This window comes from Corallococcus sp. CA049B, from assembly GCF_003611685.1.
In the GTDB taxonomy this organism is placed as follows: Bacteria; Myxococcota; Myxococcia; order Myxococcales; family Myxococcaceae; genus Corallococcus; species Corallococcus coralloides.
On the sequence record NZ_RAWC01000141.1, the window covers coordinates 1 to 23,150 of the forward strand.

The window sequence follows — 23,150 nt, forward strand, 5'->3', positions numbered from 1 at the left end:
TGCCGAAGGAGAGCGGCGTGGCGGCCGTGGAGGTGACTTCACCGTGGTAGTGGTGCCGGATGGCGCGCTCGATGGAGGACGCCGTCGCCACCACGACCTGGAGCTTCTGGCCGGAGTGGAAGGCCAGCTCCTGGAGGGACTCCACGTTGGTGGGATCCGACGTGGCCACGGTGAGCGTCTTGGTGCCGGGCTCGTAGGCGATGGGGAAGACGGTGTAGCGCTCGGCGATGTCCACGCGCAGCGCCTGGAGGGCGTTCGGCACGGGGACGTGCGTGTCCAGGTTCACCGTGGGGATGGCCAGCTGCCGCGACAGGGCGTGAACCATGGAGCTCTCGTCCACGACGCCCATCTGCACCAGGGTGAGGCCCAGCCGGCCGCCCCACTTGCGCTGCTCGGCGAGCGCCGTCCGCAGCTGGGTTTCAGTGAGCAGGCCGGCGTCCATCAGGATCTCGCCCAGCCGCCGCTTGCGGTTGGGTCCCGGGCCGGGAGGAACAGAAGGGGGAGGATTCACGGCCGGGCAGCATATCAGTGCTGGACGTTCCCCAGGCCTCCGGGGGGGCACAAACAGGCCAGGGGGACGGGGATGGGATAGCCTGGGGCCCATGGTGCGAAGCCGAAGCGTCCTATTCGCCGCAGTCCTCGTCGCCTTCACCGCCGGGTGCGCCTCCCAGCGCCTGTCCGGCGCGGACCTGGACCGGGTCCAGCGGCCCGCCTTCATCTCCCGCATCGAGGATGGCGCGGGGCCCAAGAGCAAGGTGTTCCAGGAGGACAGCGCGTACTCCGACAAGCTCAAGAAGCTGGAGCCCAAGGAGGCGGACCGCCGGCTGACCGTGAAGCTGCAGCAGGCGGTGACGCGCTTCGAGCTCTCCGAGCGCCTGCGCGTCACCACCCTGTCGCGCCTGCCGGCAGAGGCCCCCTGGACGGACGCGGTGGATCCCGCCCGGGTGGCCTCCGCGCTGGAGAGCTTCCTGGTGGAGGAGGTGCCCGCCAACGCGCCGGACTACGACTTGATGGCCCCGCTGGGCGCGGACACCATCGTGGAGTTCGTCATCCAGGACTACGGCATGCGCAGCGATGACGGGCACGCCGGGGCCTACCTCAAGGGGTACGGGCGCATGTTCCGGCTGGACGGGCGCTCGGAGCTGTGGCGCCGGCCGTTCGACCTGGACGCGGTGGAGCAGGGCGCGCCGCACCTGGATCCGTTCAAGGTCGGCAAGGAGCCGGAGCTGTTCCGCCTGGCCATGACGGACCTGCTGGACAAGGTCGCGGACATGTTCGTGAAGGACCTGACACCCCAGAACCGCAGGGGCGCGGCCCCCTCGGGCAGCACCGCGCCGGACACCGTGCCCTCCGCCGTCACGCCCGCCCCGGCGCCCACTCCGCCCGAGCGCCAGCTGCCCCCGGGCGAGCTGCCGGATCCGGATCCCTAGAAGAGGGCGTGCTCCGCCAGGAGCACCCCCAGGCCCACGGCGAAGCTGATCAGCGTCACGGGCACGCCCACGCGCAGGTATTCCATGAAGCCCATGCGGACCTTGCCGCGCGCGGCTTCGAAGACGATGAGGTTCGCCACGCTGCCCACCAGCGTGAGGTTGCCCGCGAGCGTGGAGCCCAGCGCGAGCACGTGCCACGCCAGCTCCGGCTCCTGCATGGACGGCACCCACGCGCGCGCGAGCATCACGAACGGCACGTTGCTGAAGAGGTTGGACGCCACGAGTGTCAGGAACGCGAAGCCCAGCGTCTCGCGCCACAACGGCCCGGCCATCAGCGGGGAGAACAGGTGGCGGATGTCCTCCGCCCAGCCCGCCTTGTTCACCCCGTGCACGACCACGAAGAGGCTGGCGAAGAAGAGCAGCAGCACCCAGTCCACGCGCTCCAGGGCCTCGCGCGGCTCATGCCCGGACAGGGACATCACCAGCACGCCGCCCGCGAGCGCGCTCCAGCTCATGGGCAGGCCGGCGAAGAACGCCACCACCACGCCCAGCAGGCCTCCCAGCCCCAGCGCGAGCAGCCGGCGGTCCACCTCCAGCGGGGGCGGGTGCGTGTCGAAGCGCGCGGACGGCAGGTCCTTGCGGAAGAGGTAGAGCAGCGCCACGGCGACGATGAGCGTGGAGAGCATCGCGGGCAGGGCCATGTACGCGGCGAACCGCGCGTAGCCCAGGCCGGATGCGCCCTGGATCAGCATGTTCTGCGGGTTGCCGGTGAAGGTGGCCACGGAGCCGCTGTTGCTGCCCATGCACACCGCGAGCAGGTACGGCACGGGCGGCAGGCGCGCGTCCTCCACCACCACCAGCACCAGCGGCGTGAGGAACAGACACACGGTGTCGTTGACGAGGAACGCGGACAGGAACGCGCTCACGAACGTCACGGCCACCAGGAGCAGCTTCGGCGTGTGGGCGACCTTGAGGGCCTTGGCCCCGGCGGCGCGGAAGAAGTTCGCCTGCGCCAGGTACACGGCCAGCAGCATCATCCCCAGCAGGAGGACGAGGGTGTCCATGTCGATGGCCTGCTGGCTCCGGTCCGCGCTGTGGCCGAAGACCTCCGCGGGCGTGACGGCCCCGGCGACGACCATCAGCGTGGCGCCCAGCAGCGCGCCTCCGGGACGGTCCAGCTTGATGAAGGGCAGCCTCGCCCCGGCAATGAAGATGTACGTGAACAGGAAGATCGCGAGCGCCACGAGCGCGGGACACTAGGGGCCGCTCCGAAAGACCGTCGAGGCCCCCGGAAGCCGTCTGTCCAGGGCCAATCGGGACGGCTACTGACAGGCGGGAAGGTGGGTGATGGGCCCTCCAAGGACCACCGGGGTAGGCCTGACGCGCGTTGTCCTTCCGGGTACACGTCTGTACAGTGGCCGACCCTATGAAGCCCGAGAAGGAAACCGAGGCCTTCTCCGGCCCGCGCCGCACGCCGTGGTCGGGAGCTCGCGGACTGGACGCTGTCCTCCAGGGATGGCGGACGGACCGGCAGGTGTGGCCGAACATCGTCCACGACGCCGTGACACCGGCCCGCTCCGGAGTGTTCGCGCCGCTGCCGGAGGGGCTGTCCCCCCAGGTCCGGGACGCGCTCAAGCGCCGGGGCGTGGAGCAGCTCTTCTCCCATCAGGCGGAGGCCTTCGAGCGGGCCCGCGACGGGGAGAGCCTGGTCATCGCCACGCCCACCGCGTCCGGCAAGAGCCTCTGCTACAACCTGCCGCTGCTGGATCGCTTCGCGCGCGAGCCGGAAGCGCGGGCGCTCTACCTGTTCCCCACCAAGGCCCTGTCGCGCGATCAGGAAGAGTCGCTGCGCGCCTTCATGCGCGAGGCGGGCCTGGGCCACGGCGCCATCACCTTCGACGGTGACACGCCGGGGGACGCGCGCCGGGCGGCCCGGGAGCGCGCGGGCGTGGTGCTCACCAACCCGGACATGCTGCACACGGGCATCCTGCCGCACCACGCGAACTGGGCGCGGCTGTTCTCGAACCTGCGCTACGTCGTCATCGACGAGCTGCACACGTACCGGGGCGTCTTCGGTTCGCACCTGGCGAACGTGCTGCGGCGGTTGCAGCGGGTGGCGCGGTTCCATGGCGCGTCGCCCACGTTCATCCTGGCGTCGGCGACCATCGGCAACCCGAAGGCGCACGCGGAGCGGATGCTGGGGCGCGAGGTGGCGCTCGTGTCGGAGAGCGGGGCGCCGTCCGGTGAGCGCCGGGTGATGGTCTACAACCCGCCGGTGGTGAACGCGGAGCTGGGCATCCGCGCCAGCTATCTCAAGAGCGCTGTGCGGCTCACCTCGGACCTGGTGCGCGCGGGGGTGTCCACGCTGCTGTTCGGCCAGTCGCGCAACAACGTGGAGGTGATGCTCAAGTACCTCCGCGACCGGTTCGTGGAGGAGAAGCTGGATCCGTCGCTCATCCAGGGCTACCGGGGCGGCTACCTGCCGGGCACCCGGCGCGCGACGGAGGCCGCGATGCGCGCGGGCGAGGTGCGCTGCGTGGTGGCCACCAACGCGCTGGAGCTGGGCATCGACATCGGTTCGTTGGATGCCGTCGTGTGCGCGGGCTACCCGGGCTCCGTGGCGGCGCTGGCGCAGCGCTTCGGCCGCGCGGGCCGGCGAGGCATGGGGAGCCTGGCGCTCCTGGTGACGTCCAGTTCTCCGTTGGATCAATACTTCGCGGCGGATCCGCGCGCGCTCACGGGCGCTCCGGTGGAGCACGCGCGGATTGATCCGGACAACGTGGAGATATTGGTCCAGCACCTGAAGTGCGCGGCGTTCGAGCTGCCCTTCGAGGAAGGGGACGCGTTCGGCGACGTGCCGGTGGAGAACACCACGGAGGCGCTGGACTTCCTCACGCAGCACCAGGTGGTGCACCCGTCGCAGGCGCCGGAGGGCGGGCGGCGGATGTTCCACTGGTCGTCGGACGCGTATCCGGCGCACCACGTGTCGTTGCGCAGCGTGGGCTGGGACAACGTGGTGGTCATCGAGCGCGGCACGGACAAGACGCTGGCGGAGATGGACTTCCGCTCGGCGCACACGCAGCTGCACGAGCAGGCCATCTACCAGCACGACTCCGAGCAGTACCAGGTGGAGCTGCTGGACCTGGAGAACCACAAGGCGTTCGTGCGCAAGGTAGCGCCGGACTACTTCACGGACGCGATGACGAACGTGCGCGTGAGCGTCATCCAGGAGGACCAGGGAGCGCCGCTGGGGCCCGCGCTGCACGCGGGGCTGGGCGAGGTGTCCGTCATCGAGAAGGTGGTCGGCTACAAGAAGATCAAGTTCCATACGCACGAGAACGTGGGCTACGGCGACGTGCGGCTGCCGGAGATGCAGATGCACACGTCGGCGCTTTGGCTGACGGTGCCGGAGGCGGTGGTGCGGAACCTGGACGCGCCCCGGCCCGCGGTCATCGACGCGCTGCGCGGGCTGGGTTCCGCGCTGCGCACGGTGGCGTGCGTGGGGCTGATGAGCGACCCGCGCGACCTGGGGCGCACGCTGGGCAGCAAGGACGAACCGGACGGTCCGCCGCGCAAGGAGGGGGGCGTGGGCTTCGATCCGACGCTGTTCCTCTACGACAACGTGCCCGGCGGCGTGGGGCTGGCGGCGCGGCTGTATGATCAGCGCGAGGAACTGCTCCTGCGAGGGCGCAAGCTGCTGGAGTCGTGTCCGTGCGAGGACGGGTGTCCGGCGTGCATCGGGCCGGCGGCGGGTGGGCAGCCGGGGAGCGCGCCGTCGGGGTCGCATCCGCGCAAGCGGCTGGCGTTGGACCTGCTGGCGGCGCTCGGCGTCGCCGGGGTGCAGTGAGGAGCACGGGCGCGGCATGGACCTGAAGCGCAAGCTGTCCCGACTCACCAGCGCGGGCCCCGGCACCCAGGCCCGGGCGCCCGTGAACACCGTGGCGGTGGCTCCGGTGGTGGAGACACCGGCGGTGGAGGTACCGGAGGTCGCTCGGATTCCGCCAGTGGAAGAGGCGGGCACGACCACGATCGCGGAGGTGCTGGTCCAGGCGCTGCGCAAGCGCATGTCCATGGACGGGGAGGGGGAACCTGCCCTCGATGTGCCTCCTCCTCGGGATGTTCCCTCCCAGGAGGCCACGCGGGCGGACGGCCTCGTGGACCTGCGCGAGGAGGCGCGGCGGCGGTTCGCGGCGAAGCGCGGCGGTACGGCCGACGGCCCCGCGGATCCGCGAGTGGAAGAGCTGCGCCAGATGTTGTCCTTCTGGGCGGAGCGTCAGGGCACGGCGTCCGCACGGAAGGCGGTGGCGCCGGTCCCCGAGCCTCGGGCGCTGCCGGTGGAGGCGCGGGCGACGCCGCATGGCACGGTGCACGTGGCCGAGCAGGTGTATGCGCCGGACCACCGCCACGGCACGGCGCCGGTGGCGGCGGCGCTCGACGTGGAGTCGCGGCTGGTCGCGGGGCTGGCGCTGCATCCGGAGCTGGAGTCGGTGGACTTCACGCGGATGCTGATGCTGGACACGGAGACGACGGGGCTCGCGGGCGGCACGGGCACGGTGCCGTTCCTGGTGGGCCTGGGCTGGTTCGAGGGCCGCTCGATGCGCGTGCAGCAGCTCTTCCTGCGGCGCATGGGAGAAGAGGCGCCCATGCTGCGCCTGCTGGCAGAGCGCATGGCGTCGTCGTCCTGTCTGGTCACGTACAACGGCAAGAGCTTCGACTGGCCGCTGCTCCGCACGCGCTTCGTGCTCAACCGGGTGCCGGTGCCGAAGGAGCTGCCGCACCTGGACCTGCTGCACTGCGCGCGTCGCGTGTTCAAGCACCGGGGCGAGGGCGCCCGGCTGGTGCACCTGGAGTCGAAGGTGCTGGGGCATCACCGGGTGGGGGACGTGGACGGCTCACTGATCCCGGAGCTGTACTTCCGCTTCCTGCGCGGCACGGACGGGTCGGAGCTGGTGCCGGTGCTGGAGCACAACCAGAAGGACCTGCTGCTGCTGGCGGCGCTGATGGGCGATCTGGTGCGCCGCTTCCAGTCGGAAGGCACGGAGCGGCAGGACCCCCGGGATCTGCTGGGCTTCGCGCAGGTGGCGGAGAGGGCAGGGGACGCGGCGCGGGCGCTGACGTTCGCGAAGGCCGCGGCGGAGAGCGGAGGCCCGGTGGGAATCGAAGCGCTGGTGCTGGCCTCGCGCATCTGCCGCCGCTCGGGGGACTGCGAGACGGCGGTGGCGCACCTGCAGCGGGCGCTCACGTTCGCGAAACCCGGGCAGGGCGCGGTGCTGCACCTGTCCCTGACGAAGCTCTACGAGCACTCCCTCAAGGACCTGCCCCGGGCCCTGTACCACGCCAGGCTCGCCGCCCCCGTGGAGCTGCCCGAGGACCACCAGCTCCGCCTGGAGCGGCTGGAGCGGCGACTGTCGCGTCAGGGCGCCTGAGCGTCGGGTGTTCCTGCGTCGAGCAGGGCTCCGGCATCTCGGGAGGCGACCATGAGGGGGAGGGGACGCGGGAGATCCGGGTCGAAGGACGGCGAGACGCCGGGGGCGGCCTTCTCCAAGACACCGCCATCCGCGCAAGGGATGTACGGCTCCATCCCATCCAGGATCCGGCGAAGGATGCGGCCCCCAGAAACAGGAACACGGCCGCCTCACGGCAGCGCATCACGCAAGCCCGGGAACCACGCGACGAGCAGCCGCTGCGTGCCCAGCTTCACCTGGGCCCGGCCCCACTCGCTGTCCTGGTAGACGCGCTTCTTGCCGTCACGCTCGTAGGTCCGGGCCGGCACGTGCGCCCGGACCAGCACCGCGCCTTCCGGATACGCCTCGGCCCGCCGCTGCACCTTCGCGAACTGGAGCGACGCCTCTGGACCTTCCACCTGCTCGATGACCGCTTCGAGCGGGTGGGGCATGTCCGGCATCTGGAACTCCAACGTCATCCCCGGGGCCAGCTCCTGCCGGTAGTCCTCCGACAGCAGCACGGAGAGCGACGGCAGCACGTCCCGGTTCAGCAACGCCACCACCGGCTGCCCCGCCTCCACCTGGGCCCCCTTCGTCACCTCCACCCGGCCCACCATCGCCTTCAGCGGCGCCACCACCTCCGCCGCCCCGGACGCCGTCTCCAGTCGCGCCACCACCTGCCCGGCCTTGACCGGCTCGGTCAGCCCCACGTCCACCGACATCACTCGCCCCGCGGTCGGGGCCGGGACATCCACCCACTCGCCCTGCTGGAGCCGCACCGGGCCTCGCGCCGTCCGGTCCACGCGCACCATCCCCGCGAGCACCCCCAGCGTCACCACCGCTCCCACCGCGCTCAAGGCCCACGCCCGCCGTGAGAAGCGGGGCGCCACCTTGGGAGAGGAGGGGACAGGCGTCGGAGGGGATTCGGGCCGTGGATCCATGCTCGCAACAGGATGATCCATCCCGGCCTCGCCACGCCAGGACTGGTTGGAACGCGGGATTCACCGCCAGGCCTTCAACCGTGTCCCCGAAACTTGACGGACGCGCACGCCTGCTCGCCCTACAGGGATGTATCCCTGCATCGTCCCGGGGCGCCTTGTGCCATGCTGCATGCGCCTCGTGGATTCCTCCTTCCTCAAATTCGGGTCCCTGGTCCTCGCCGGACTCCTCGCCCCGGGTGCATTCGCGGCGGAGCCGACGCGCGAGGAACAGGTGCGCGCGGAGCTGGAACGCCAGCTGCGCGACATGGTCCCCGAATCCCCCTCCGAAGTGCAGGTGCTCTTCGCGGGCTTCAAGCCCGAGGACGGCTACCGGCTCGTGGAGACCGACTTCCTCCTGGATGGCGAACCGCTCGCCGTCCCGGGGCTGGAGGAACTCAACGCGCCCGGCGTCCACCGGCTCGCGAACCTAAAGGTCGAACCCGGCGAGCACACCCTCGTCTCGCGCGTCACGTACACCAACGGCTCCTGGAGCCTGTTCAGCGAGACCAACGGCTTCCTCTGGAAGATCACCGCCTCCGTCGGCTTCCAGACCCAGCGCGGCCTGCGCGTCGTGGTGAAGGCGTCCCCCAGCGTCGTGCCCAACGCGCCGGATCCGCGCCTCAAGCTCAAGCTCACCCATTCCGTCACCGCGGAGATGATCAAGCCTCCGCAGGACGCGCCCGCCGTCGTCACCGCGCCGCCCGTGAAGCCCGCGGCCGTGGATGCAGGCGCCCCGGTGAAGGTCGCCCAGCCCACGCCGCCGCCGGACGCGGGCGTGAAGCCCACGACGACCGTCGTCTCCGTGACGCCGCCCGTGGAGCGCCCGCCGGTGGCCGCCAGCCGCCTGCGCCTCCAGGTGACGTCGAAGAAGCCCACCTCCGCCACCGCCTTCGTGCGCGGTCCGGGCGAGCCCCTGAAGCTCACCGTGCCCGGCAAGAAGCCGCAGGACGTGCCCCTGTCCGCGGGCGCGTACACCGTGGACCTCATCGCCGACGGCTTCCTCGCGCAGACGCGCCAGGTGGAGCTGGCCGCCGGGGCGGACACGTCGCTCGCCTTCGCGCTGGTGCCCGCGCCCAAGGCCGCCAAGGCCGCCAAGGTGCAGGAGGGCCGCATCGAGCTGCCCCAGCCCCTGAGCTTCGACGAGAAGAAGCCCGTGCCCGCCAAGGCCTCGCTCTCGGGCCTGGAGCTGGCGGTGGACCTGCTCGTGCGCGACCCGAAGGCCCGCCTGCGCATCGAGGGCCACACCGACGCGCGCGAGGTCCCCGAGCCTGCGCGCCAGAGCCTCTCCGACGCCCGCGCCCGCGCCGTGGCCGACATGCTGATCCGCGCCGGCGTGGCCCCGTCCCGCGTGGAGGCCGTGGGCCTGGGCGATCGCAGCCCCAAGGCCCCCAACCTGATTCCTCGCGGCCGTGAGCTCAACCGCCGCGTGGAGCTGGTGCTGGTGCGCCCCTGAGCCTTGAGGTTGAGGGAGGGCTCCTCTAGCGTCCCACGCGTTCTTCGCCAAAGGGACGCGCGATGCCTCGCTACGAGTTCACGGAAGGCAGCTCCAGCAAGTTCTGGGAGATCACCCTGGAGGGCACCACGCTGACCAAGCGCTGGGGCCGCATCGGCACCGACGGCCAGGAGAAGGTCGAGGAGTTCGACTCCAAGGCCGAGGCGAAGAAGGTCTACGAGGCGCAGATCCGCGAGAAGGAAGGCAAGGGCTACACGCTCGCCGAAGGCGGGGACAGCGACGGCGGAGAGGCCACCGCCGAGTCCGCCGTCAACCCGGACCTGGAGGCCGCCATCCTCGCGAAGCCCGACGACGTGAAGGGCTACCTCGCGTACGCCGACTGGCTGGAGGCAGAAGGCGATCCGCGCGCGGAGCTCATCCGGCTCCAGCACTCCGCGCTGGATGCGCCCGCGGCCGCGCGCAAGAAGGTGGCGAAGCTCATCGAGGAGCACGCCAACGAGCTGCTGGGCGAGTCGCTGACGGAGGCCGTCTCCGACGAGACCCTCAAGCTGGAGTGGCACCTGGGCTTCATCCGCGAGGCCCGGCTGGGCCAGGTGGACTACGACTCCACGGCGAACATCCCGGACCTGCTGGCCGAGCTGCTGGCCCACCCGTCCGCGCGGTTCCTGAGCCGCCTCACGCTCGGCATGGCCAGCTTCGACGGCGAGAACGACTACGACGAGACGCTCGAAGTGCTCGCGAAGGCGAAGCCCGCGCCGCCGCTGCGCTCGCTGTTCATTGGGGACTTCGAGTTCCCGGACGAGACGGAGATCTCCTGGACGCAGGTGGGCGACCTCAAGCCGCTCTACAAGGTCTATCCCCAGCTCCAGGAGCTGCGCGTGCGCGGCGGTGAGATCGGGTTCGGGAAGATCGACCTGCCGGAGCTGCGCTCGTTCACCGTGGAGACGGGGGGACTCGGCCAGGGCACGGTGAAGGACATCGTGAAGGCGAAGTGGCCGAAGCTGGAGTCGCTGGAGATCTGGTTCGGCCAGGAGAACTACGGCGCGAGCGGCGGGGTGAAGGACCTCAAGCCCCTGCTCGACGCGGAGGGCGTGCCGGCCCTGCGCAAGCTGGGGCTGCGCAACGCGGAGTTCACGGACGAGCTGTGCGCGGCGCTGCCCAAGTCGAAGATCCTCGCTCAAATCGAAGCGCTGGACCTGTCCATGGGCACCATGAGCGACGCGGGCGCGGACACGCTGGCCCAGAACGCCAAGGCCTTCGCGCACCTCAAGGCGCTGGACGTCACCCAGAACTTCCTCACGAAGGCGGGGCAGAAGACCGTGGCCAACGTCGCGAAGTCCGTGGCGAGCGGCAACCAGCGCACGCCCTATGACGAGGAGTCGCGCTACGCCGCCGTGGGCGAGTAGTCCGTCTCCATGCCGCCGTTCCTGCTCATCGGCAACCCCGGGAACCGGCGCGTCACGCTCTTCCAGGAGTCCCTCGTCCGCGCGGGCCTTCCTCCCGCGCACGTGGTGGCGTGGGAGACGGTGGCCCGTACCCCCGACGTCCTCCTGGAGCTGCCCGACACGGAGCGCCTCGTCCGCATCGACGCGGCGGGGGAGGACGCGGCCGTGGAGCGCGCCTTCCTCCAGCGCGGCTTCATGGATGCGCTCGGCGCGGGCTGCGACACCGTGACTCCCGAGGCACTGGAAGTGCTGCCAGATGAACACGGCCGCGTGCTGTGTCCCCGGCAGCACCACCTGGGCTTCCTGCGCGTCCTGGAGGACCTGACCACGCGGTTCGCGCAGCGCCCCCACTGGCGCGTGCTGTCATCTCCGGGCGCCATCGCGGACCTGTTCGACAAGCGGATCACTTCGCGCCGGTACACGTCCCTGGGCATCCCCGTGCCGCCGTTCCTGGACGTGGCTCCGGGCACCACACCGGAGGCCCTGCGCCACGCCCTGCGCGAGGCGGGCTTCCGGGAGGCGTTCGTGAAGCTGTCCTGCGGCTCGTCCGCGTCGTGCCTCGCCGTGTACCGGCCGGGCCTGGCGCAAGGATCGCTGCTCACCAGCCTGCACCGGGGCGCCACCGGCTGGTTCAACTCCCTCAAGGTGCGCCGCGTGACGGACGCGCGGGAGGTGGACGCGGTGCTGTCCTTCCTCCTGCGCGAGGGCTCGCAGGTGGAGGAGGCCCGGCCCAAGGCACGGCTCGGTGGGGACATGTTCGACTGCCGCGTCCTCGCGGTGCGCGGCGAGCCCGTCTTCACCGTCGTGCGCCAGAGCCGCCTGCCCATCACCAACCTGCACCTGGGCGGCTACCGGGGGGACCTGGACGCCTTCCACGCGGCGGTGCCACCCCACGAAATGGCGGCCGCGATGGACAGCTGCCGAGCCGTGGCCCGCGCGCACGACTGCCTCCACGTGGGCATCGACCTGATGTTCGAGGACTTCTTCCACGGCCACCGCGTGCTGGAGGCGAACGCCTTCGGGGACCTGCTCCCCGGCCTCACGCGCGACGGCCTGTCCGTCTACGACTGGGAGATCCGCGAAGCGCTGCGCTGAGCCCCGCCCGTCCACAGCCGCGTCGCCGGCACGCGCTCCAGCAGGCCGGAGCCGAACACGCGATCCAGCTCCAGGTACTCCAGGTGCACGTAGCCGATGTGACACCCGCACGTGTCCTTCGAGCACGGGCGAGGCTTCAACGCCGCGTCGAAGTCCGGCGCGTACACGTTGCCCAGCGGCTCCTTGATGAAGTGGCACCGGTACGCGGTGCCGTCACCGTCCACCGACAGCACGGACTCGCCGCCACGGCAGGCCCGGCCCCGGCTGGGGTGGCGCGTGTTGTTCACCGGGAAGAGCGGGTCGATGCGGGTGAAGCGCTCCACGTCCTCGGGCGTGTACGCGTCCAGGCCGTCCTTCACCGCGTTGATCCACAGGTACGTGTCCTCGGGCAGCTCGCGGCGCAGGGCCTCCGCCTCGTCCGCGAAGCGCCGGAAGCCCACCATGCCCGCGCTGTGCCGCACGCCGTGCTCCGACAGTTGCTGGCACTGCGCGAGGAAGCGCGAACGCTTCATCCACTCCGGATGGTACGTGGCCCAGATGCCCAGCTTCTCCGTGCGGCAGTCCGTGAGCCAGTCCAGCCGGCAGGAGAGGTTCGTCTGCACCGCCGCGCGCTCCACGTGGGGCAGGTGCGTGAGCCGCGCGAGGGCCTGCTGGTACCAGGGCCAGATGAGCGCCTCGCCCCACGGCGTGAAGAACACGGACACGGTGTCCTGCGTGCGCGACTCCACCCACTGGAGGAACCGCTCCAGGTCCGCGCGGTCCTTCGTGAGCTCCTCCTCGCTCTGCTTCCACTTGCCGAAGGGGCAGTACTCGCAGCCGTAGTTACAGCCGGACAGCGGGCCCCGGTAGAGCACGGTGAGCTTCATCGCCAGGCGTACTCCGCCTTGCGCGCGCGCACGGCCTCGGAGTCCAGCCAGGGGCCAATCAAGTCGGAGCGCTCCACGCCCTCCGGAGTGAGCTGGAACACGCCGTCCACGTCGCGCGCCAGCCCGTGCGCCTCCAGCTCCGCGAGCATCGGGAAGTCCGCCTTCGCCTCCGTGCCGAAGCGCTGGCGGTACGCGCTCGGGTCCACGCCCTCCGCCAGCAGCGACAGCGCCAGGTGCCGGTGGCGCTGCTCGGCCGCGTCCAGCACGAAGCCGTAGCGCACTTCACCGAAGGAGGCCGTGTCCCGTTCGCTGTACGCCTGGATGATGCCGCGCACCTCGCGCGAGGCCACCGCGTACTCGGACGAGTAGTGCACCGCGCCCGTGTACGAGCGCGCCCCCACGCCCAGGCCCACCATGCCGTCCTCCTGGCAGCGGTACACCGCGCCGCGAGCCGCGGGCGCATGCGCCGCGCGGAACATCCGCATGGACACCTGCGTGTAGCCGCGCGACAGGAGGAAGTCCCGGCCGGTCCGGTAGAGCGACAGCCGCAGGTCGTCCCACGCGCGCGACTTCTTGCCCAGGAAGGTGAGGGGCCGCACGTAGAGCGGATAGAGGTACAACTCCTCCGGCGCGTACCGCAGCGCCGCCTCCAGCGAGTGGAGGAACGTCTCCACCGTCTGGCCCTCGATGCCGTAGATGAGGTCCAGGTTGAGCGTGGGGAAGCCCGCGCTCCGCAGCAGGTCCAGCGTGGCCTCCACCTGCGCCGTCTTCTGAGGCCGCTTCACCGTGGCGACCTCCGACTCCAGGAAGCTCTGCACGCCCATGCTCACCCGGTCCACGCCCCGGGCCTTCAAGAGCGCCACCTTGTCCGCGTCCACCGTCTCCGGCGACACCTCCACGGACATGGGCACGTCGCGAGGGTCCACGCCCAGCTCCGCCGCCAGGTCGAACACCGTCTCCAGCCCCGCGACATCCAGCAGGGTGGGGGTGCCACCGCCAATCGCGGCCCGCGCGAACGTGGCGGGCCCCAGCGCCGCCTTCACCCGGCGGGCCTCGCGCTTCAGCGCGGCGAGCCACGCCTCGACGACGTCCTCCTTCGGGCCCGCGGCGGTGAAGAGGTTGCAGAACCCGCAGCGCATCTCGCAGAACGGCACGTGCAGGTAGAGGAACAGGGCGTCCCGCCGCTCCTTCGCCCAGACGTCCTCCAGCGGCAGCGCGGGCGTGAGCGGGCGGTAGGCCGTCTTGTGCGGGTAGCCGTAGAGGTACGCCACGTACGGCGTCCCTTCGAGCATCGACTCCAGGCGCGTCATGGCGCGGAGTCTACCGGCAGCACGAACTCGCCATAGGGCACCGTCCACACCACCGGGTGTCCCAGCCGGTGTCCCGTGTAGCCGTCCTCGCCGTACGCCGTGCCGTGGTCCGAGCACACGATGCAGAACGCCGGCCCCCGTCGTCGCAGGGCCTGGAACAGGGGCGGCAGCTGGCGGTCCACGTACGCCAGGGCCGCCGCGTGCGTCGCCTTGGAGTCCTCCGTCGCCCCGGGCACGTAGTGCCGGTTGGGCTGGTGCAGCGCGGAGACGTTGATGAACAGGAACACCCGCTGCTCCCGGGGCAGGGCCCCCAGGATTTTCACTGCGAGTGATGCCTGATTTTCCGTGGATTGGGGGTCGGTGACGCCCAACTCCGGGGCCCAGTGCGCCTCGGAGAAGAGGCCCGGGAGGACGCGGCCCAGGGGGTTCCGCTGGTTGAAGAACCCCGTCCCGCCAATGCACACCGTGTGATAGCCGCGCCCAGCCAGCCCCGTGACGAGGTCCGGCGCGTCCAGCACGCAGGTGCCGGGGCCCGTCGTCTCGCTGCCCTCGAAGCGCAGGGCGAAGGGGCGAGGGTGCCGCCCCGGGGTGACGGGGGTGGGGAGGAAGCCCGCGAAGAAGGCCTGGTGCGCGGCGTAGGTGAAGCTCGCCGGGGTGTGCCGCTCCTCCCACCGGCCGCCCGGCAGCAGCGCGGCCAGGGTGGGGGTGCGGCCTGCTTCCAGCTCCTCCCGGGCCACGTCGTAGCGGAGCGTGTCCAGCGTGAGGAAGAGCAGGTCGTGCGTGCCGACCATCGCGTTCAGGTCATGCATGCGGACCGGAGGGGCGGGGAGGGGACCTCATCGATGAGAGGTCCCATACCCCGCCCGGGACGGCGGGACTACGACATCGGCGCGGTCTCGGCCGGCATGGACTCCAGCGGGCGGCGCGCGGCGTTGGGGCGCTGCGTGTCCACCGTGGAGTTGTAGAGCGTCGTGGCGAAGGTCTGCTGCCCGCCCGTGGACAGCGTGCGGAAGGCGCGGTCCAGCGCCTGCTGGCCGCCCTGCAGGCCCTGGCCCAGGGTGCGCTCCACCAGCGCGCGCGCCTGCTGCTCGTTGAGGCGCGCCGTGAACGGGCCGGTGCCGGACGCCGCCGCGTCGTCGCGGGAGAAGGCGCCGCGCGCGATGGCCGCCGCGTTCGGATCCGTGAAGGTCAGCTCGTAGCTCGTCTCCGGGGACTGGCCGGGACGCGTGGTCGTGGTCGCCACCACGGAGTCGTTGATGGCCGTGCGCGCCCGGCCGTTGCCGTCCGCGCCCACCTGCATCTCCGTGGACTGGGTGCTGCCCGCCACGTCGCGGTCCGTCTGACGCACGGTCTGATCACCGGCGCCGTCCGCCGTGAGGCGCGTCTGACGCGCGGAGGAGGCCACCTCCTGGCCCAGCACGCGTCCCTGGCGGGTCTGATCCAGCGTGTCCGTGCGCTGCACGTTGCTCACGCCCGGGCCGTTCTCACGGGGCAGCTGGCCGGTGCGCATGAAGTCGTCATAGGCCGCGCGGCCTTCGGGCGTGCGGATGTTGAAGTCCGCGGTCTGGGTCTGCCCCAGGCGCTGATCCTGCCGGCCCTCCAGGCCGCGGATGTTGGTGGCGTCCTGCTGGCGGCCCTGGCCGGTCACCGTGGCGCGCACCGTGTCTTCCGACGTGCGCTGCACCTCGTAGCGCTGCGTCTGGGTGCGGTCGTACGACGTGCTCAGCCCCAGCCGCTCGCCCAGCCGGCCCGGGCCCGCGCGCAGGCCCGCGTTGAAGCCCGCCTGGCCCTGGACCTCCGCCCGGGCGCGGGTGCCCACCGGCCACGTCTCCGGGGCGGCGGGGTTGGGCAGCTGGCCATTGCGGATGGCGTCCGTGGCGGCCTCGCGCGGCACCTCCACGCGCAGGCTGCCCTGCAGCCCGAACGAACCCCCCGCGCTCACCGGCCCCAGCCGCGTCGGGACGCCGCCCCGGGGCGTCGAGCCGCGGTTGCCCACCTGCCCCTGGGCCTCCAGGACGAAGTTGTCACCCTGCGTCGTCACCCGGGCGCGGCCCGAGGGGCGCAGCGCGGCGGCGGGCGAGAACGAGTCGCGGTTGCGCTCCGCCGCGGCCTGCGCCTCGGGCGGCTGCTGCGCGGGGGCCTGCGTCCGCGGCGCGCTCGCGGGGCGGTTGGCGGGGACCGTCGACTGCGTCGGCTGGAACGTCGGAGCGGGACGGTTCGGATTGATGGAAGTCATGTGTATGGAGGTTATCGGCCTTTCCGGTGGTTTGTTTCCGCTCAGTGTGTGGCTCTTACACTCCTGAATCCTGAGAGATTCCAGCGACTTCCACCCAGCGAGAACCACCTGGGCCTACTCGGAGTGAACACCCACGGCGCAAAAAGCACGCCCTATTGCAACTGAGTGGCAAGGACTTGAAATACGGCAGTAATACGTATTACAGGTTTTTCTCCTTTTGAAGGGAGTGCGCGATATGCAGAACATGCGGAAGCGGTTCTCGACGTCTCGTGGTGGCTGGCGGCCGGTGACGGCGCTGGTGCTGGGCTGCACCCTGGCGGTTCCTGCTGGAGCGCTCGCGGCGGAGCGCACCCCTTCATCGGCCACGCGGGCTCCGGCGGCGCCGGGCGCGGCGGTGGCGACGGCGCTCAAGGCGGGGGGCACCACGCTGGCGACGCCGTCGGGGCAGGTGTTCCACCAGACGGCGCGGCCGGTCAGCGGCCTGCGCACCCTGGACGTGGCGCGGGACAGCGGCGTGCAGCTGCACGTCTGGCGTGAGCGGCAGGCGGACGGCACGGAGCGCGCCTTCTCCGCGTACACGCGCGGCGGCTCGGAGCTGCTGGGCCGCGTGCAGCAGGAGGAATACCTCATCCGGTTGGCGGAGGCGTCGTTCGACCCGCTGGCTCGCACCGCGCCGCTGCTGGGCAACGCGCTGGTGGCGGACCGGGACAACACCCTGTCGCTGGTGCAGTTCCACGGCACGCCGCTGCCGGAGTACCGGGAGACGATTGAGAACGCGGGCGGCAAGGTGCTGCGCTTCCTGTCGGACCACACGTACCTGGTGGAGATGCCGTCGGAGGTCCGCGCTCGGGTGACGCAGCTCCCGGCGGTGCGCTGGGTGGGGGACTACCATCCGGAGTGGCGCCTGGAGCCGGTGCTGCGGGACGCGCTGCTCGGACGGGCGGCGGCGCTGGCGCCCCAGCGCTACTCCATCATGCTGGGTGAGGGCGGCGCGGCCCGCCAGGCCCGCGTGACGGCGCTGGTGGAGCGGCTGGGCGGCAAGGTGGACCTGGTGGAGCCGGGCGGCCTGCGCGTGGAGGCCACGCTCACCCAGGAGCAGCTGGCCTCGGTCGCGCGCTCCAACGAGGTGCAGTTCATCGACCGCTGGGGTGGCCCCGGCGAGGTGGACATGGACATCGTGCGCGAGACGGGCGGCGCCAACTACGTCCAGGGGCTCAAGGGCTGGAACGGGCAGGGAGTGCGCGGGGAGATCTTCGACACCGAGCTGCGCACCACCCACCGCGAGTGGCCCACCACGCCCATCATCCACAGCACGGGCACGTCCTCCGGTTCGCTGCACGGCACCAGCTGCTACAGCCACAACTTCGCCAGCGGCGTGGATCCGCTGGCCAAGGGCATCCTGCCGGGCGGGCAGGGCATCTTCTTCCTCTACTCGGAGTCCACGCAGTTCGGCGGCACCAAGTCCCGGCTCGCGATGAACCAGGAGCTGCTCAACCCGAACGGCCCCTACCGCGCGGTGTTCCAGACCTCCAGCGTGGGCAGCACGCTGACGACGGCGTACACGACCATCTCCGCGGAGGTGGACGACTACCTGTTCAAGGCGCCCCTCCTGAGCACGCAGTCGCAGAGCAACAACGGCACGCGCAACTCCCGGCCGCAGGCGTGGGCGAAGAACATCGTCTCCGTGGGCGGCATCCGGCACTACAACACGCAGACGCGCACGGATGATCGCTGGTCGTCGGGCGCGAGCATCGGCCCGGCGGCGGACGGCCGCATCAAGCCGGACCTGGCCTTCTATTACGACAACGTGCGGGGCGCGTCCGGCTCCTCGGACAGCTCCTACACGGAGTTCAGCGGCACCAGCTCCGCCACGCCGCAGACGGCGGGCTACTTCGGCCTGCTGCACCAGATGTGGCACGAGGGCGTGTGGGCTGGCCACGGCAAGAAGGCGGACGTCTTCACCAGCCGCCCGAAGATGGCCACCGCCAAGGCGCTGATGATCAACGGCGCGTCCAAGTACAACTGGCTGGCCGGCGGCGCCAACGCGGACATCGACCGCAACAAGCAGGGCTGGGGAACATCGGACGTGAAGCGCCTGTATGACCGCGCCGCGAAGACGTTCGTCGTGGACGAGACGGACATCCTCGCGCCGCTCGGCTCCAAGACGTACAGCTTCACCGTGGCCAGCGGTGAGCCGGAGCTCAACGTCACGATGGTCTACACGGATCCGATGGGCACGGTGGGCGCGGCCCGGGCGCGCATCAACGACCTGTCCCTGCGCGTGACGGCGCCCAACGGCACGGTGTACTGGGGCAACAACGGCCTGACGGCGGGCAATGTGTCCACGTCCGGCGGCGTGTCCAACAAGGTGGACACCGTGGAGAACGTCTTCCTCGCGAACCCCGCCGCGGGCACGTGGACGGTGACGGTCCTGGCGGATGAAGTGGTCCAGGACGCCCACACGGCGACGGCGGCGGTGGACGCGACCTACGCCCTGGTGGTGAGCGGCGTGAACCTCGCCGCGAAGGCGCCGTAGTCGCTTTCCGTGCGCGGGCTCCGGTTATGGCTGGGGCCCGCGCCGTGGCGGTCAGTGCTCAGCGACTCGGTGGCTCGCCGCTCAACCAGAATGCGCGGTTGCCGCTGCGCAGCGCCCGCTCCAGGAACTCCGCGAAGCGGGAGGCGATGCGCTCCATCTCCTCCGGGAACGTCTCATGGAAGGCGTCGAACAGCGGGTATCGGCCCGCCTCGCGCTGGGTGCTGTCCAGGACGACGTAGTCGGAGTCCTGCATGTCCACCAGCGTGAAGATGGACGGCGCCCCGTCCCGGTCCTCGTCGCGGGCTCGGATGGCCAGGCGGGCGCGGCGGATCTCCGCGAGCGGCAAGACGCGGTAGAGGGCATCGGCCCGTGGCGCGAAGAGCGTGCACCCGTCGCAGTGCAGGTAGAAGGCGCGCAGGTCCTCGTCCAGTTCCCACCCGACGCGCGCCTCGAAGGCGGCCAACTGCGCGGGCGCCGCGGGCGCGTTGGGGAAGTGGAGCCGGGAGACTTCGGCCAGGAGTGGGTGCATGGACATGGCCGTCAATCCACGTAGGGCCGCTCGGGGCCCGGCTTCAGCCACTGACCACCCGGCGCATAGCAGGCGGGATACTCGCGGTTGAGCACGCCGTGCACGTCGTCGGGCACCGGGAGGACGTTGTCGCGGGCTACAGGCGCCCCGCCGTGCCCCAGGTCGAAGATGTGGTGCCCCTGCCAGTTGACACCGCCCGTCGATGGCCAGCCGCCGAACTCGCGGCCCCACTCATCGCGGAACGCGTTGCGAGAGTTCTTCCATGTGTCCCGGCGCCACTTCCCGTCCGACACCTTCGGGTAGTCGCAGCAGCAGTGGGTGATGGCAAGGCGGCCGCCGGCCTCCGCGGGCATGAAGAGGTAGCGCCCCTGCCAGTCCCCCTTGATGTCGGCCAGCCACATGCAGCCCATGAGCGGGTAGCCCTGCGCTGCGCACTTCGACTCGCACCGGGACAGGAACGCGGCGCTGCACTGCCAGGGCCCATAGTAGATGGTCGTGCGGAGCTGCCCGCCGTCCGGCGTCCTGACGACCGACCCGACCCACTTCCCGCGCGCCGGACTGCCGCCCCCGCCGACAGTGGCCGAGCCACACCCGGCGAGGGTGAGGAGCACGGCTGCGCTCGCGAGGCTGCGGAGGGTAAAAGTGGCCGCCATTGCAACCCATGACAACACGGTGAAAGAGGTAGGTTAAGGGCGCCGTGATGCTCAGTGCTCGGCGGGCTGCGCGGGGGCCTGCTGCTGGACCACCGGCTTCGAGGCGCGCTGGAGGACGGGCAGGGACGGGCTCAGCGTGCCCAGGTAGAGCCGGCCGTGGAAGCCCGTCTCACCCGGCGCGTCGAAGAGGGCCACCTTGCGCGGCGTGTTGGGCTCCTGCCGTGCGTCCGCCGCCGGGTTGATGCCGTGCACGTCGCAGTCCACCTGCTGCCAGACGTTGAAGCGGCAGGCGTAGTGGGCGCCGCGCGCGAAGCCCACGTCCAGCGCTCGCACGGGCGAGGAGGGCAGGGCGGCCGTGAGACGGTGACCCATGGGTTCGAACTTCGAGTCCCAGTTCACGCTGCCAGTGCGCACGTGCACGTCGCCCGCGAGCACCAGCATCCACGCGTCCGGGTTCTCCTTGCGGAAGGCGATCAGGTTCGCCGCCATCTCCTCCTCGCGCGCGTTGCCTGCCGCCTGCTTGGAGTCGAACGCCACCACCGACACGGCGTGGCCCTGGGCCCGCAGGCGCCGCGCGGCCTCCAGCAGGTGGATGACACCCGCGCTGCTGCGGCCGTCCTGGTCCACGCGGCGGAAGAAGTCGCTCAGCACGAGCAGCCGCTCCAGGTCCGCGTCCGTGCCGGCGCTGGTGAGGTACTCGTCCAGCGCGGCCTGATCCACGGACGGCACGGACAGGGCCAGCGCCACCGGCAGCTTCTTCGCTGTGGCGTCGCAGAGCATCCGGGCGGCGGCGTCCGGCAGCTCGCGCGTGCCCATGGGGTCCGCGACCAGCACGGTGCCGCCCTGCGTGAGCAGGGGGTCCACGCCCTCCACGGGGTCGCCGCAGCGGGGCGCGGCTTCGGGCGTCTCCGGGGTCCAGCCCGCGACCTTCACGTCGCGCACGGGGATGGACGCCTTGCCTCCGACCAGTTCGAGCGACGGGACCATCTCCAGGCGCATGAGCAGCTTGCGCTCCTGGGGCAGGTCGCGGAAGCCACGGCGCAGCCTGAAGCCCTCCATCTGCGGGACGCCCTCGAAGGTCTCGTGGGCGAACACCTCGCGGAAGTGGTTGTAGTAGTGGTCGTTGGTCTTCTGGCTGCCCGGCTCAGGCGTCTGCTGCATGACGGCGTCGTCTGCTTCCCGGTACTGGAGGCGGAAGATGCGCACGATGGACTGGCGCGGGCCGACCTCTTCGGGGCGCACGAGGTAGCGTTCGAAGGTGCGGTTGCCGCGCACGTTCACGCCAATCTCCCAGGACTGGGAGTACAGCTCATGCGTGGTGTTGTTCTCGAAGATGTCCAGGCGCTGCTCTTCCAGCAGGCGGCGCGCGACGAACATCGCCTCGTCCAGGGGCACCAGGTACACGCGCTCCACGGTGGGGATGGGCTCCGTGTCCAGCGGATCCCCATCCAGTCCGCGCGAGATGCTCGTGCACCCCGTCATGCACAGAAGTCCCAGCGTCCAGTGCCACCGCATGGTCCTGTCCCCTTTCGTGGAAGGGGACAGCCCAAGGCATGCGCCATCCCCGGACGACTGAGTCTAGCACTCCGGGTGCGGGGATTGCGCCACCCGGCCGTGAAGGGAACAGTGCATGCTCCTGCTGACCGCTGGAGCGAAGGGGACTCGTGTGCAGCGACATGCGCGAAAGAGGCTGACGGCTCTGCTGATGGGACTCGGAATGCTGGGCGCCTTGCAGCCACCGGCAGCCAATGCGGAGCCTCCCCTGACGAGGGCCCCGGGGTGCACCAAGCGTGGATGGCCTGCGACCGTCACCTGCGGCAGGACGCCTTGCTTCGTTTCGAGCTGTGGCGAAGGCAAGTGCCCGTACTGCTTCATCCAGGGCATGGAGAACCTCGTGTTCACAGGGTGGGCGGTCTACACGTGCACGAGCGGCGACGCCGTGACGGGGAAGGCACTGATGTTCAACACGGCGCCCTTCAACGCTCGTCTGGGGCCCATCTGTGGCTGAGGATTCGTGGGATCAGGAAGCGACCCAGGTCGTCGAGGCGCTCAACCTCCTGACCGTCCTGGCCGCGCCGCGTCTCTACGAGCGCTGGTGCACCCAGGCCCTGGCGGAGGAATTGCGGACCGTGCTCCAGTCTCGAATGGAAACGCTCGCCGCCTTCTGTGAGAAGGCGTGGGGGAGTCCGGATGCGGAGCGCTTCCGGGCGGCAGCCCCCAAGATACGGGCGCTCGCCGAATCCCTGGCTGCCGCGCCCACCGGTCACCTCATGGATCCTGGTTGGAACGCCCAGGCCCGCGAGTGCCTGGATGCGCTGGGAGTCCAGGCGCCTCCAGGCGGATGGGAGTCCTTCGAGGGATTGTGTGCCAGCGGGGAGTGACACCTCAGTACTCCAAATTGGCAGCGAAGCTCTCCCGGAAATCGAGCAGTCAGAATGCCGCATTGATTCAGGGGCAAGGGCAGAGGGTGCCCGTTATGGAGGAGCGCCACCATGCCGCACGCGAACAACACCGCCCCCGAAGAACTACAGTCCGTTCCTCCGCCGCTTAGGAGGTTTGCCTACCTGCCGTCGTTTACCGATCGCTTGGCGGATTTGGAGCAGCTTGCCGAGCCCGAGGACTGGAACTACCAGCACACGGAGAGCCCGTACCCGCGCCCCATCCTCTACTCCTACGTGCTCCACACGTTTAACCGGATTGAGGAGGAGGGGAAGATCGCCTACAGCGATGACAACCAGTACGCCTGCTTCAACACGGGGCTGGCTACTGTAAACCAAGAGCCTATCTACGCCTTGTTCCAAGCCAACAAGGTACCTGGCAAGCAGCTCTGGTGCCATCAAGGATTCGTGCGGGGCGGGGAGCAGCGGCTGACTCGGTTCGCAAAGCTCCCGACGATGGCGCACTATTTCACGGACCCCTCCGAACTCATCTTCGACATGAGGTTGGAGCTGCGTGTGAATTACGAGCACATGCTCACCGACAACCGTGCGCGGTTTCCAAAGTCGCTGAATACTTCCAGCGACTACCACCTCCAGACGCTGCTTAATACTACTTGATCAGATGCGTGACGGTCCTCGAGGAGGAGCGCGAGCGCCGAGTCTGCGGAGGCACAGCGGGCAATGGCCGAGGCGGCGCAGTAGCAGATGCTGAAGCCGCCGACGCACCTGGGGCAG

At 70.5% G+C, this 23,150-nt stretch carries 18 protein-coding genes and 1 pseudogene; 9 read left to right on the top strand and 10 right to left on the bottom strand.

What is annotated here, in order from left to right:
• Positions 1–511, bottom strand: a pseudogene (locus tag D7W82_RS26145) (hypothetical protein); the annotation flags it as partial.
• A 91-nt stretch (positions 512–602) separates the two neighbouring features.
• Here D7W82_RS26145 and D7W82_RS26150 point away from each other — a divergent pair.
• Positions 603–1,430, top strand: coding sequence for a hypothetical protein (locus D7W82_RS26150; protein WP_171425211.1), 828 nt, complete (start codon positions 603–605; stop codon positions 1,428–1,430).
• Here the strand turns inward: D7W82_RS26150 and D7W82_RS26155 are convergent.
• Positions 1,427–2,674 (bottom strand): SLC13 family permease, encoded by a 1,248-nt coding sequence (locus tag D7W82_RS26155; protein ID WP_120620955.1) that lies wholly within the window; start codon positions 2,672–2,674, stop codon positions 1,427–1,429. The two genes, D7W82_RS26150 and D7W82_RS26155, sit on opposite strands and share 4 nt — an antisense overlap.
• 182 nt (positions 2,675–2,856) lie before the next feature.
• On the opposite strand from D7W82_RS26155, the gene D7W82_RS26160 reads away from it, so the two are divergent.
• Together D7W82_RS26160 and D7W82_RS26165 are read left to right on the top strand one after the other, a co-directional pair.
• A complete protein-coding gene (locus D7W82_RS26160) occupies positions 2,857–5,277 on the top strand; it encodes a DEAD/DEAH box helicase (RefSeq protein ID WP_199727831.1) in 2,421 nt (806 codons plus the stop codon).
• A gap of 16 nt (positions 5,278–5,293) precedes the next feature.
• Positions 5,294–6,856, top strand: coding sequence for a ribonuclease H-like domain-containing protein (locus D7W82_RS26165; protein ID WP_120620956.1), 1,563 nt, complete (start codon positions 5,294–5,296; stop codon positions 6,854–6,856).
• 209 nt (positions 6,857–7,065) lie between these two features.
• Here D7W82_RS26165 and D7W82_RS26170 read toward each other — a convergent pair whose 3' ends face one another.
• Positions 7,066–7,722 (bottom strand): biotin/lipoyl-containing protein, encoded by a 657-nt coding sequence (locus tag D7W82_RS26170; RefSeq protein WP_233587937.1) that lies wholly within the window; start codon positions 7,720–7,722, stop codon positions 7,066–7,068.
• 262 nt (positions 7,723–7,984) lie between these two features.
• On the opposite strand from D7W82_RS26170, the gene D7W82_RS26175 reads away from it, so the two are divergent.
• The 3 genes from D7W82_RS26175 to D7W82_RS26185 all read left to right on the top strand — a co-directional run bounded on the left by D7W82_RS26175 (position 7,985) and on the right by D7W82_RS26185 (position 11,847).
• A complete protein-coding gene (locus D7W82_RS26175; RefSeq protein ID WP_120620958.1) occupies positions 7,985–9,307 on the top strand; it encodes an OmpA family protein in 1,323 nt (440 codons plus the stop codon).
• Positions 9,308–9,369: 62 nt separating this feature from the next.
• A complete protein-coding gene (locus tag D7W82_RS26180) occupies positions 9,370–10,713 on the top strand; it encodes a WGR domain-containing protein (RefSeq protein ID WP_120620959.1) in 1,344 nt (447 codons plus the stop codon).
• Positions 10,714–10,722: 9 nt separating this feature from the next.
• Entirely contained in the window at positions 10,723–11,847 is a 1,125-nt protein-coding gene (locus D7W82_RS26185; RefSeq protein ID WP_120620960.1) for an STM4014 family protein, read from the top strand.
• On the opposite strand, the gene D7W82_RS26190 is transcribed toward D7W82_RS26185, so the two are convergent.
• The 4 genes from D7W82_RS26190 to D7W82_RS26205 all read right to left on the bottom strand — a co-directional run bounded on the left by D7W82_RS26190 (position 11,814) and on the right by D7W82_RS26205 (position 16,259).
• Positions 11,814–12,713 carry an STM4011 family radical SAM protein gene (locus D7W82_RS26190; RefSeq protein ID WP_120620961.1) on the bottom strand — a complete coding sequence of 300 codons (900 nt, stop codon included), beginning with the start codon at positions 12,711–12,713 and terminating at the stop codon, positions 11,814–11,816. The genes D7W82_RS26185 and D7W82_RS26190 overlap by 34 nt on opposite strands.
• Entirely contained in the window at positions 12,710–14,023 is a 1,314-nt protein-coding gene (locus D7W82_RS26195) for an STM4012 family radical SAM protein (protein ID WP_120620962.1), read from the bottom strand. The genes D7W82_RS26190 and D7W82_RS26195 overlap by 4 nt, the downstream gene beginning before the upstream one ends.
• On the bottom strand, positions 14,020–14,832 hold the full coding sequence (locus tag D7W82_RS26200; protein WP_120620963.1) for an STM4013/SEN3800 family hydrolase: 813 nt from the start codon (positions 14,830–14,832) through the stop codon (positions 14,020–14,022). The genes D7W82_RS26195 and D7W82_RS26200 overlap by 4 nt, the downstream gene beginning before the upstream one ends.
• Positions 14,833–14,900: 68 nt before the next feature.
• Positions 14,901–16,259: a hypothetical protein gene (locus D7W82_RS26205; protein WP_120620964.1), complete on the bottom strand. Its 1,359-nt coding sequence runs from the start codon at positions 16,257–16,259 to the stop codon at positions 14,901–14,903.
• A gap of 235 nt (positions 16,260–16,494) precedes the next feature.
• Here D7W82_RS26205 and D7W82_RS26210 point away from each other — a divergent pair, with 235 nt between their 5' ends.
• Complete coding sequence (locus tag D7W82_RS26210; protein ID WP_120620965.1) at positions 16,495–18,795, top strand: S8 family serine peptidase; 2,301 nt, start codon at positions 16,495–16,497, stop codon at positions 18,793–18,795.
• Positions 18,796–18,853: 58 nt separating this feature from the next.
• Here D7W82_RS26210 and D7W82_RS26215 read toward each other — a convergent pair whose 3' ends face one another.
• The 3 genes from D7W82_RS26215 to D7W82_RS26225 all read right to left on the bottom strand — a co-directional run bounded on the left by D7W82_RS26215 (position 18,854) and on the right by D7W82_RS26225 (position 21,492).
• Positions 18,854–19,330 carry an SMI1/KNR4 family protein gene (locus tag D7W82_RS26215; RefSeq protein ID WP_120620966.1) on the bottom strand — a complete coding sequence of 159 codons (477 nt, stop codon included), beginning with the start codon at positions 19,328–19,330 and terminating at the stop codon, positions 18,854–18,856.
• A gap of 5 nt (positions 19,331–19,335) precedes the next feature.
• A complete protein-coding gene (locus D7W82_RS26220) occupies positions 19,336–19,935 on the bottom strand; it encodes a hypothetical protein (RefSeq protein ID WP_233587936.1) in 600 nt (199 codons plus the stop codon).
• Positions 19,936–20,028: 93 nt separating this feature from the next.
• Positions 20,029–21,492, bottom strand: coding sequence for a hypothetical protein (locus D7W82_RS26225; RefSeq protein WP_120620968.1), 1,464 nt, complete (start codon positions 21,490–21,492; stop codon positions 20,029–20,031).
• Positions 21,493–21,977: 485 nt separating this feature from the next.
• On the opposite strand from D7W82_RS26225, the gene D7W82_RS26230 reads away from it, so the two are divergent.
• On the top strand, positions 21,978–22,358 hold the full coding sequence (locus tag D7W82_RS26230) for a hypothetical protein (protein WP_120620969.1): 381 nt from the start codon (positions 21,978–21,980) through the stop codon (positions 22,356–22,358).
• A 111-nt stretch (positions 22,359–22,469) separates the two neighbouring features.
• The gene (locus D7W82_RS26235) at positions 22,470–23,033 is read left to right on the top strand and encodes a DUF3825 domain-containing protein (RefSeq protein WP_120620970.1); all 564 of its coding nucleotides are present in this window, start codon (positions 22,470–22,472) and stop codon (positions 23,031–23,033) included.
• The last annotated feature ends 117 nt before the right edge of the window (positions 23,034–23,150 follow it).

Excerpts from the sequence above, each read along its gene's own strand:
- D7W82_RS26190 (WP_120620961.1), bottom strand. The coding sequence starts at position 12,713 with ATGAAGCTCACCGTGCTCTACCGGGGCCCGCTGTCCGGCTGTAACTAC.
- D7W82_RS26175 (WP_120620958.1), top strand. The coding sequence starts at position 7,985 with ATGCGCCTCGTGGATTCCTCCTTCCTCAAATTCGGGTCCCTGGTCCTC.
- D7W82_RS26160 (WP_199727831.1), top strand. The coding sequence starts at position 2,857 with ATGAAGCCCGAGAAGGAAACCGAGGCCTTCTCCGGCCCGCGCCGCACG.
- D7W82_RS26225 (WP_120620968.1), bottom strand. The coding sequence starts at position 21,492 with ATGCGGTGGCACTGGACGCTGGGACTTCTGTGCATGACGGGGTGCACG.
- D7W82_RS26185 (WP_120620960.1), top strand. The coding sequence starts at position 10,723 with ATGCCGCCGTTCCTGCTCATCGGCAACCCCGGGAACCGGCGCGTCACG.
- D7W82_RS26215 (WP_120620966.1), bottom strand. The coding sequence starts at position 19,330 with ATGTCCATGCACCCACTCCTGGCCGAAGTCTCCCGGCTCCACTTCCCC.
- D7W82_RS26200 (WP_120620963.1), bottom strand. The coding sequence starts at position 14,832 with ATGCATGACCTGAACGCGATGGTCGGCACGCACGACCTGCTCTTCCTC.
- D7W82_RS26205 (WP_120620964.1), bottom strand. The coding sequence starts at position 16,259 with ATGACTTCCATCAATCCGAACCGTCCCGCTCCGACGTTCCAGCCGACG.
- D7W82_RS26195 (WP_120620962.1), bottom strand. The coding sequence starts at position 14,023 with ATGACGCGCCTGGAGTCGATGCTCGAAGGGACGCCGTACGTGGCGTAC.
- D7W82_RS26150 (WP_171425211.1), top strand. The coding sequence starts at position 603 with ATGGTGCGAAGCCGAAGCGTCCTATTCGCCGCAGTCCTCGTCGCCTTC.
- D7W82_RS26180 (WP_120620959.1), top strand. The coding sequence starts at position 9,370 with ATGCCTCGCTACGAGTTCACGGAAGGCAGCTCCAGCAAGTTCTGGGAG.
- D7W82_RS26165 (WP_120620956.1), top strand. The coding sequence starts at position 5,294 with ATGGACCTGAAGCGCAAGCTGTCCCGACTCACCAGCGCGGGCCCCGGC.
- D7W82_RS26235 (WP_120620970.1), top strand. The coding sequence starts at position 22,470 with ATGCCGCACGCGAACAACACCGCCCCCGAAGAACTACAGTCCGTTCCT.
- D7W82_RS26210 (WP_120620965.1), top strand. The coding sequence starts at position 16,495 with ATGCAGAACATGCGGAAGCGGTTCTCGACGTCTCGTGGTGGCTGGCGG.